This is a genomic window from Pseudomonas sp. (assembly GCF_026224925.1).
Lineage (GTDB): Bacteria > Pseudomonadota > Gammaproteobacteria > Pseudomonadales > Pseudomonadaceae > Aquipseudomonas.
In genome coordinates this window covers 1-7273 of record NZ_JAMFRV010000106.1, presented here as the reverse complement: position 1 = coordinate 7273, position 7273 = coordinate 1, and the positions used below count along the sequence as shown (strand labels likewise).

General features: G+C 56.7%; 9 protein-coding genes and 1 pseudogene. 5 read left to right on the top strand and 5 right to left on the bottom strand.

Annotation, left to right across the window (positions count from 1 at the left end; genetic code table 11):
• The first annotated feature begins 48 nt into the window (after window positions 1-48).
• Genes M0974_RS04745 through M0974_RS04730 form a run of 4 tightly spaced genes read left to right on the top strand, consistent with a single transcriptional unit; the run spans window position 49 to window position 4252 of the window.
• Entirely contained in the window at window positions 49-1197 is a 1149-nt protein-coding gene (locus M0974_RS04745) for an acyl-CoA dehydrogenase family protein (protein ID WP_297833426.1), read from the top strand.
• Window positions 1198-1199: 2 nt separating this feature from the next.
• A complete protein-coding gene (locus tag M0974_RS04740; protein WP_297833424.1) occupies window positions 1200-2273 on the top strand; it encodes an acyl-CoA dehydrogenase family protein in 1074 nt (357 codons plus the stop codon).
• Window positions 2270-3073 (top strand): crotonase/enoyl-CoA hydratase family protein, encoded by an 804-nt coding sequence (locus tag M0974_RS04735; RefSeq protein WP_297833421.1) that lies wholly within the window; start codon window positions 2270-2272, stop codon window positions 3071-3073. The genes M0974_RS04740 and M0974_RS04735 overlap by 4 nt, the downstream gene beginning before the upstream one ends.
• 54 nt (window positions 3074-3127) lie before the next feature.
• Window positions 3128-4252 (top strand): acyl-CoA dehydrogenase family protein, encoded by a 1125-nt coding sequence (locus M0974_RS04730; RefSeq protein ID WP_297833419.1) that lies wholly within the window; start codon window positions 3128-3130, stop codon window positions 4250-4252.
• Between the two features lie 203 nt (window positions 4253-4455).
• Here M0974_RS04730 and M0974_RS04725 read toward each other — a convergent pair whose 3' ends face one another.
• The 5 genes from M0974_RS04725 to M0974_RS04705 all read right to left on the bottom strand — a co-directional run bounded on the left by M0974_RS04725 (window position 4456) and on the right by M0974_RS04705 (window position 6516).
• The gene (locus tag M0974_RS04725; protein ID WP_297833428.1) at window positions 4456-4932 is read right to left on the bottom strand and encodes a heme-binding protein; all 477 of its coding nucleotides are present in this window, start codon (window positions 4930-4932) and stop codon (window positions 4456-4458) included.
• A gap of 81 nt (window positions 4933-5013) precedes the next feature.
• Complete coding sequence (locus M0974_RS04720; RefSeq protein ID WP_297833417.1) at window positions 5014-5172, bottom strand: hypothetical protein; 159 nt, start codon at window positions 5170-5172, stop codon at window positions 5014-5016.
• The gene (locus M0974_RS04715) at window positions 5169-5354 is read right to left on the bottom strand and encodes a hypothetical protein (RefSeq protein ID WP_297833415.1); all 186 of its coding nucleotides are present in this window, start codon (window positions 5352-5354) and stop codon (window positions 5169-5171) included. Before M0974_RS04715 ends, M0974_RS04720 begins: the two co-directional genes overlap by 4 nt.
• Entirely contained in the window at window positions 5351-5578 is a 228-nt protein-coding gene (locus M0974_RS04710) for a hypothetical protein (RefSeq protein WP_297833412.1), read from the bottom strand. The genes M0974_RS04715 and M0974_RS04710 overlap by 4 nt, the downstream gene beginning before the upstream one ends.
• 185 nt (window positions 5579-5763) lie before the next feature.
• Window positions 5764-6516 carry a TetR/AcrR family transcriptional regulator C-terminal domain-containing protein gene (locus tag M0974_RS04705; protein ID WP_297833410.1) on the bottom strand — a complete coding sequence of 251 codons (753 nt, stop codon included), beginning with the start codon at window positions 6514-6516 and terminating at the stop codon, window positions 5764-5766.
• 112 nt (window positions 6517-6628) lie between these two features.
• Here M0974_RS04705 and M0974_RS04700 point away from each other — a divergent pair.
• Window positions 6629-7273 (top strand): annotated as a pseudogene (locus M0974_RS04700) (alpha/beta hydrolase); the annotation flags it as partial.

The following is a 7273-nucleotide window of genomic DNA, read 5'->3' as shown; positions in this document are numbered from 1 at the left end:
TCCCATGCGGAGCGGACCGCTTTTGTGTCCCGCTTTTGAGAGCGCACCATGGCGATCACTCAGTTCACGTACAGCAAAATCCCCCCTGAAGCAGAAGCACTGCGGGCCGACGTTCGCAGCTTTCTTAGCGATACATTGGCCGATTACCCGCCGAGCTTGCGCGCGCAATCCTGGATGGGCTTCGATGCCGAGTTCAGTCGCAAACTAGGTCAGCGTGGTTGGGTGGGGATGGCCTTGGCCAAAGAGTATGGCGGCGCGGCGGCAGGTCCATTCGCTCGCTACGTCATCATCGAAGAGCTACTCGCCGCCGGCGCACCGGTTTCAGCGCACTGGATTGCCGATCGGCAAAGTGGTCCGCTGATTCAACGTTTTGGCACTGAGCAGCAGAAGCAGTTTCACTTGCCGGCGATCTGTCGCGGCGAAAGCTTTTTTTGTATTGGCATGAGCGAGCCTAACTCCGGTTCAGACTTGGCCTCGATCAAGACCTCAGCCACTCGCGATGGCGACGGTTGGCGGCTTAATGGTCAGAAAGTCTGGACCACCAATGCCCACCATTCCCACTACATGATTGCCTTGGTGCGTACCGGCGAGAAATCGGCGGCACGTCACGAGGGCATGTCGCAGTTTATCGTCGATTTGAATTTGCCCGGTATTTCCATTCGGCCAATCCGTGACTTGGCCGGCGGTGAGCATTTCAATGAAGTGTTCTTCGACAACGTGCTGCTCGGACCTGATGCGCTGGTGGGCTCCGAAGGCAAAGGCTGGGATCAAGTAACGGCAGAGCTGGCTTTCGAGCGCAGCGGACCGGAGCGCTTCCTCAGTTGCATGGCGTTGTTCAAGACCTTGGTGGACGGCATCGGCAAACGGCCAGATGCACTTCAATCACGGGAAATCGGGCGTCTGGCGGCCAAGCTGCTGACGTTGCGCAATATGTCGCTGGCAGTCACGGCGCAATTGGCCGCAGGGGAGCATCCGAGCTGGGCGGCATCTTGCGTCAAGGACCTCGGTAACCTGTTCGAACAAGAACTGCCCGAAGTCGCACAGCTGTTGCTCGCCGACGAGCCGACCCAACAGGGCGGTTCTGCTCATGCGCAGGTTTTGGCCTATCTGACCCAGATGGCGCCGTCATTTTCATTGCGCGGAGGCACCCGTGAGATTCTGCGGGGGATCATCGCGCGCGGATTGGGGTTGCGATAATCATGCGTGAACTCTTTGAATCAAGCATTGAACGTCTGCTTGGCGACGTCGCTACCACCGAATACGTGCTCGGTTGCGAAAACGGTGTATGGGCTAGTCGCTTATGGGACGCCCTTGAGGAGTCCGGGTTCACCCTGGCCGGAGCACCCGAAGCGTTGGGTGGTGCCGAAGCCGGATGGGCTGACCTGTATGTGATCGCACGAGCAGCCGGGCGTTTCGCCGTGCCCGCGCCGTTATGCGAGGCTCTGTTAGGTAATTGGTTATTGGGCAAAGCCGGGATCGAAGCGCAAAGCGGGGTGTTGAGTTTCAGCGCCGATTCGACCCTGTCCCTGCGCGATGGCCGCGTTTACGGTACCGCCCGAGCAGTGCCATGGGGTCGCCATGCGCAGTCTCTGGTGGCCATCGCCGACGGTGGAACCGATTGGGCGAGGGTGGTGCTGCTGTCCCGCGCTAATGCCACCGCCGTGACCGAACGGCTCAACGTGGCCGGCGAGCCACGGGACGACCTTGAGTTTGCTGGCGCGACGCCGTTGGCGTCGGCTGAATTACCCGTGGGGCTATCACCCAGCGTATTGCAACTAGGCGGCGCACTGCTGCGCTCAGCACAAATTGCCGGCGCATTGCGCAGCTTGATCGACATGACTTCAGGTTATGCGCGGGATCGTAACCAGTTTGGTAAACCCATCGGCGCTTTTCAGGCGATCCAGCAGCAACTTGCTGTGTTCGCCGAGCAGGCGGCCGCAGCCAATATTGCAGCCGAAGCGGCGTGTGTTGAATCAGACACCGCGCTCGCAGCCTTCACCATTGCCGTTGCCAAGGTCAGCACCGCGGAAGCCGCCAGCATCGGCGCGGGCATTGCCCACGCCGTACACGGCGCCATCGGTTTCACTCAAGAATACTCGCTGCATCTGTTCACCCGGCGCTTGTGGGCCTGGCGCAGTGAATTTGGTTCCGCGACCCTTTGGAGTCAGCGTCTGGGCGAACAGGTATGCCAGACAGATGGTGACGGTTTATGGCCGTTGCTGACCAGCCATGCGTCGCAGCCCTTGACCCGCCTGACGGAGACCTCGGCATGAGCACCCCTTTTCTACAAGTCGAGCGCGACGACGGCGTTGTCAGCGTTCGCATGAACCATCCAGAAACCCGTAACGCCCTGACCTCGCCGGAGCAGATCGAAGAGATTGTCCAGCTCTGCGCCGAGCTGCGTCGTGACAAGACTGCCCGGGTGATGGTGCTGACCGGTAATGGCAGCGCGTTTTGCGCGGGTGGCAACGTCAAGGACATGCGCGAACGCGGTGGAATATTCGCCGGTTCGCCCTATGAACTACGTGGCACTTATCGCGACGGCATCCAACGCATTCCACTGGCCTTGTACGAGCTGGATATTCCGGTGATTGCCGCCGTTAACGGCCCGGCCATTGGTGCGGGACTTGATTTGGCGTGCATGTGTGATATCCGCCTTGCCAGCCCCACGGCGCTGTTTGCCGAGAGCTTCGTTAAGCTCGGCATCGTCCCGGGCGACGGCGGCGCGTGGTTGTTGCCAAGGATTATCGGTATTCCCAAAGCCAGTTTAATGGCGTTTACCGGCGACACCATTGACGCCGCCAAGGCATTGGCTTGGGGATTGGTGGAGCAAGTGTGCACCCACGAAACCCTGGACAGCGAGGCGCACGCTTTGGCGCGGAGGATCGCCAGCAACCCTGGCCATTCATTGCGACTGTGCAAACGCCTGCTGCGCGAGGGGCAGCACATGCGCCTGGATTCCTTGCTGGAGCTGTCGGCTGCTTATCAGGCGCTGGCGCACCACACCGAAGATCACCAGGAAGCCGTCGCCGCGTTTGTCGACAAGCGCAAACCGAATTACACGGACCGCTAATCATCGGGTGTTGAGTGTTTTAGCGCCGTTGGATCAATTTTTGGGAGTCAAACCATGCGTGGCGTTTTTCGTGAAGACCACAACATGTTCCGCGATCAGGCCCGACGTTTCGTCGATAAAGAAATCGTACCGTACCTGCACGAATGGGAAAAAAACGGCATCGTGCCCAAAGAGATTTGGCTGAAGGCCGGAGAAACCGGCTTGCTGTGCTCCACGGTGCCAGAAGAATACGGCGGTCCCGGTGGTGATTTTGGGCACTCGGCGGTGATGATTGAAGAGCTGGCACGGGCTAACGCCACGGCGGTCGGTTTCACCACCCACTCGGAAATCGTCACGCCGTACATCGTCGCCTATGGCAGCGAAGAGCAGAAACAGAAATGGCTGCCACGGATGGTCAGTGGAGAAATGATCGGCGTGATTGCGATGAGCGAACCCGGCATCGGCAGCGACCTGCGGGCCATGCGTACCTCGGCGCGACGCGATGGCGACGACTACATAGTCAATGGCCAAAAAACCTTCATTACCAACGGCGGCAATGCCGGGTTGATGGTGACTGCCACCAAAATCGACCCTGCCGCTAAAGAGTTGACCTTGATCTGCGTCGAGGAGGACCGCCCCGGTTTCGCCAAAGGCCGCTTGCTGGAGAAAATCGGCTTGAAGGGGCAGGACACCTCGGAACTGTTCTTCGATGAAGTGCGGGTGCCTGTCGGCAATCGGCTCGGGGAGGAGGGCATGGGTTTCAAATACCTGACCCACCAACTGGCTTGGGAACGCCTGATCATTGCGATCCGTGCCGCGCAGTCTATCGATACCTTGCTGGAAGAAACTATCGCTTACACCCGTGAGCGCAAAGTGTTTGGTAAACCGGTACTGGATTTCCAAAACACCCGATTCAAACTGGCAGAAGCCAAGGCGCAAGCCACCATGCTGCGGGTATTTGTCGACGATTGCCTGGGCAAAGTCATGCGCGGTGAACTGACCCCGGACATCGCGGCCATGGCCAAACTGCTGGGGTCAGAGATGCAGGGCAAACTGCTCGATGAGTTTCTGCAATTGCATGGCGGTTATGGGTTCATGAGCGAATACAAAATCAGCCGGGCGTGGGTTGATGCCCGAGTAGCGCGTATTTACGGTGGGACGTCGGAAATCATGAAAGAGATTATTGGGCGGACGCTGTAACTGTTTAGCTTGGAACGTGTTTACGAATGAAACAGCGCGGTACATCAGATGTACCGCGCTGCCGGCTTCCCGAACAAGTTCGGTCCCACAGGTCCTTGGCATGGCTCAGGGATTGAGGTATTTCACCCATTCTGTAGGAGCGAACTTGTTCGCGAATTAGGCGATGCGTTTTTTCTGAAACACCGCAATACCGCCGCCTACTATTATTGTTCGGATTTCTCAAAAGCACTGAGCGCAGCCAGCGCAATTTCATCGTCGTGGACAGGGGTGTCTGCGCTGATGCCAATGGCGCCGATGACTTGACCGTCACGTTTGATCGGTTGACCACCTTTCATCATCAATAGGCCCGCCGTTATCGCTGCGCTGCGGCCGCCATTAATTGCTTTCTCAAGATCGTCTGAAGGGCGCTTGAATAGCGCAGAGGTACGGGCTTTACCTTGGGCGAGATCAGTCCCGGAAACAACAGGCGCCCCGTCCATTCGAAGGGTAGAAAGTGGCCAACCCCCATCGTCGACAATTGCAATCGCGCAGGGCCATTTATGGGCCGCTGCGTAAGTTCGGGCGACGTCCATGAGATGCATGGCTGACGCTAAGTCCAATACGGGCTTCTGATGGATAATAAGACTTTCCTCCGCCATCACGCCGTCAGCACCCGCCAGCGTGCCAAGAAGGGTACACATGACGCCGATCATTGTTGGGACACGCATGAGTTGTGATTCCTGATTAAAGAATCAGGGTAGCGGAGGCTTTGGAGAGGATTGTTAGGTGCGGCCGATGAGTTTGTTACCTTGAGGGTAATGGGCTGTGTTAACGATTCGAGTTTGCCCAATCTGTGCCCGCGGATAAAGATACGTGGCATGCCTTGCAAAGCCAGCACCCATACCGCTGGCGCTGCCGGTGATAATCCAGACTTTGCTCATACGGGCATTTCCTCTTCGATCCATTTTAACGCCGACGTAAATACCGGTGCCCAGCCCAATTCTGTGCGCGCACGTTTGGCACGAATCCGGCTGTTAGTGCCAAAGGTGTAATGTGCGTGCAGATAGCCCCCGTGTACCGTGGCTTCTTCGACGGTCCAGGATTGCACCGGATCAAGTTTCAAGCGGAGTGCGACCGATTGATAACTTTAAGTCCAATGTCGCGACGCGGTTGTTTGTACTCGGCTACAACGAATGGGTTGTCTTCTGCTTTAGCCTCACGCATAAGCAATTCAATGTCGTCCAGGTTGCCGACCGCTGGTTCAATGCCCAATGCTTTTACCTCTCGTGCTTTTTCCTCATCACGAACCAGCCCTCGAATGGAGTAGCCAGCCTTGATCAATCGCATGGCTAGGTGCCACCGACAAAACCGTTGGCGCCTGTCAGGAGGATGTTCATAGTATTAGATCAATACACTAATGAAACCAGCACCTTTAATTTGCTGTGGCCCTCGGGACTGCTGGTCCCTCCAAAACTCCGAGTCCTGATCGATTTTCTCAGCAGCCGAATTGCGTTTCTATCGTAAAAAAAACATCAACAGGAAGGCGTTCTCCACAACTCGATACCGTCGAGAAGCACGGATAACCCCCGCTCAAAAGTCGTATCACTTTCTATACCTGAGAAAGGTGCAGCAAGGAACATTGCCCCAGGGTATTGCTGTTCGGAATGACGGGCCAGGTAGCCGCTGATGAAGTCAGCGTGCAGCCCTGGAGCCTGCTTGTTTTCCTTTTCCGCAGCGATCACCGAGATAAACAGCATCAACAAGTGATAGGCCACTGCTGCGTTGGGTCCGGAGAAGTTCGCGTTTTTCAGCATCCGCCCAATATGGTCGAAGTAGGCCAGACCATAGTCAGTTTCGCCCGGAGCGACTCGTTGGAAAAGCCGAAAACGGTTTTCGGTCAGCACGTACGTCGCCATTCCCGGCCACTGCGTCAGCGACTCTACGCTTGCACGCGCAAACGCCTCGGCATCAACCCGCCAGTCACCGGTAAACAGCGGCAGCAACTGTAGGCGTTCTTTGAACGCTTGGTTAATTACTGCGCTGATCAGTCCATCGCGGCTGCCCATGTAGTAATGGATAAGGCCCGCAGCAACGCCCAGTTCACGGCCCAATCGAACCATGCTGACATCACTTAGCGATTCGTTTTTGGCAATTGCAACGGCGCACAGGACTACTGCATCACGAGATAAGTCAGCCTTCTTGCTGCCCTCAGCCTTTGGCCTGCGACCCACCCGTTTGGTTGAAACGGACGGCTCGGAAGGAGGAAGCATTTTGCTCGGTGGCATCTTGGAAAAATCCTTTTGCACTTATTTGACAGGGTCTCAGATTATCACTATGCTCGGCCTCAGATCAAATTGAGACCCTATCAAATAAAACCTAGTCCGATTTGGAGTACCCATGAGTAACAGTCCCTACAAGAACAAAATGGCGGTCACCGCCGGGCTGAGGGGGGCATCCTGGAACCCTGCAAGGATGGCCGCTTCCTATCAAACCCAACCATTTCCGCTGGTAACCGACGACGGTCAAGCGGTTATGGGTATGCTCTATTCCCGATGCGTTACACGCAAAGTGGTGTTCATCATGCACCCTCGGGAACTAGTGCTCAGTCATTACTTAGTGCCGGAAGTGCTCGATGCTGGTTGGTCATGCTGGGTTCAAGGACCACGCTCAATCGGTAATGACCTGCGGTTGGAGCATGAGTTTGCCCTGCATGATGTAGCGGCCGGCATGCGTCAATTGCGCACGCTGGGCTTCGAAACCATCGTGCTGCTTGGCAACTCTGGCGGCGCGGGCTTGTTCGCGTTCTACCATCAGCAATCCATGCTCATGCCAGAGCTTCGCATTGCAAAGACTCCCGCTGGCAGACCAACTCGGCTCGATGCCGCGGTGCTTCCTATCGCCGATGGTATTGCACTGGTTTCTCCACACCCAGGCCAAGGCATATTGTTGATGAATGCGTTGGACCCTTCGGTGGTGGATGAGACTGATCCGTTTTCCAGCGATACCGCGCTCGATCCCTTCGATCCTGATAACGGTTTCCGC

What these genes read in the sequence shown, in the direction of transcription:
- M0974_RS04735 (WP_297833421.1), top strand. Translation starts at nt 2,270, where the DNA reads ATGAGCACCCCTTTTCTACAAGTCGAGCGCGACGACGGCGTTGTCAGC.
- M0974_RS04740 (WP_297833424.1), top strand. Translation starts at nt 1,200, where the DNA reads ATGCGTGAACTCTTTGAATCAAGCATTGAACGTCTGCTTGGCGACGTC.
- M0974_RS04730 (WP_297833419.1), top strand. Translation starts at nt 3,128, where the DNA reads ATGCGTGGCGTTTTTCGTGAAGACCACAACATGTTCCGCGATCAGGCC.
- M0974_RS04705 (WP_297833410.1), bottom strand. Translation starts at nt 6,516, where the DNA reads ATGCCACCGAGCAAAATGCTTCCTCCTTCCGAGCCGTCCGTTTCAACC.
- M0974_RS04710 (WP_297833412.1), bottom strand. Translation starts at nt 5,578, where the DNA reads ATGCGATTGATCAAGGCTGGCTACTCCATTCGAGGGCTGGTTCGTGAT.
- M0974_RS04725 (WP_297833428.1), bottom strand. Translation starts at nt 4,932, where the DNA reads ATGTGTACCCTTCTTGGCACGCTGGCGGGTGCTGACGGCGTGATGGCG.
- M0974_RS04720 (WP_297833417.1), bottom strand. Translation starts at nt 5,172, where the DNA reads ATGAGCAAAGTCTGGATTATCACCGGCAGCGCCAGCGGTATGGGTGCT.
- M0974_RS04745 (WP_297833426.1), top strand. Translation starts at nt 49, where the DNA reads ATGGCGATCACTCAGTTCACGTACAGCAAAATCCCCCCTGAAGCAGAA.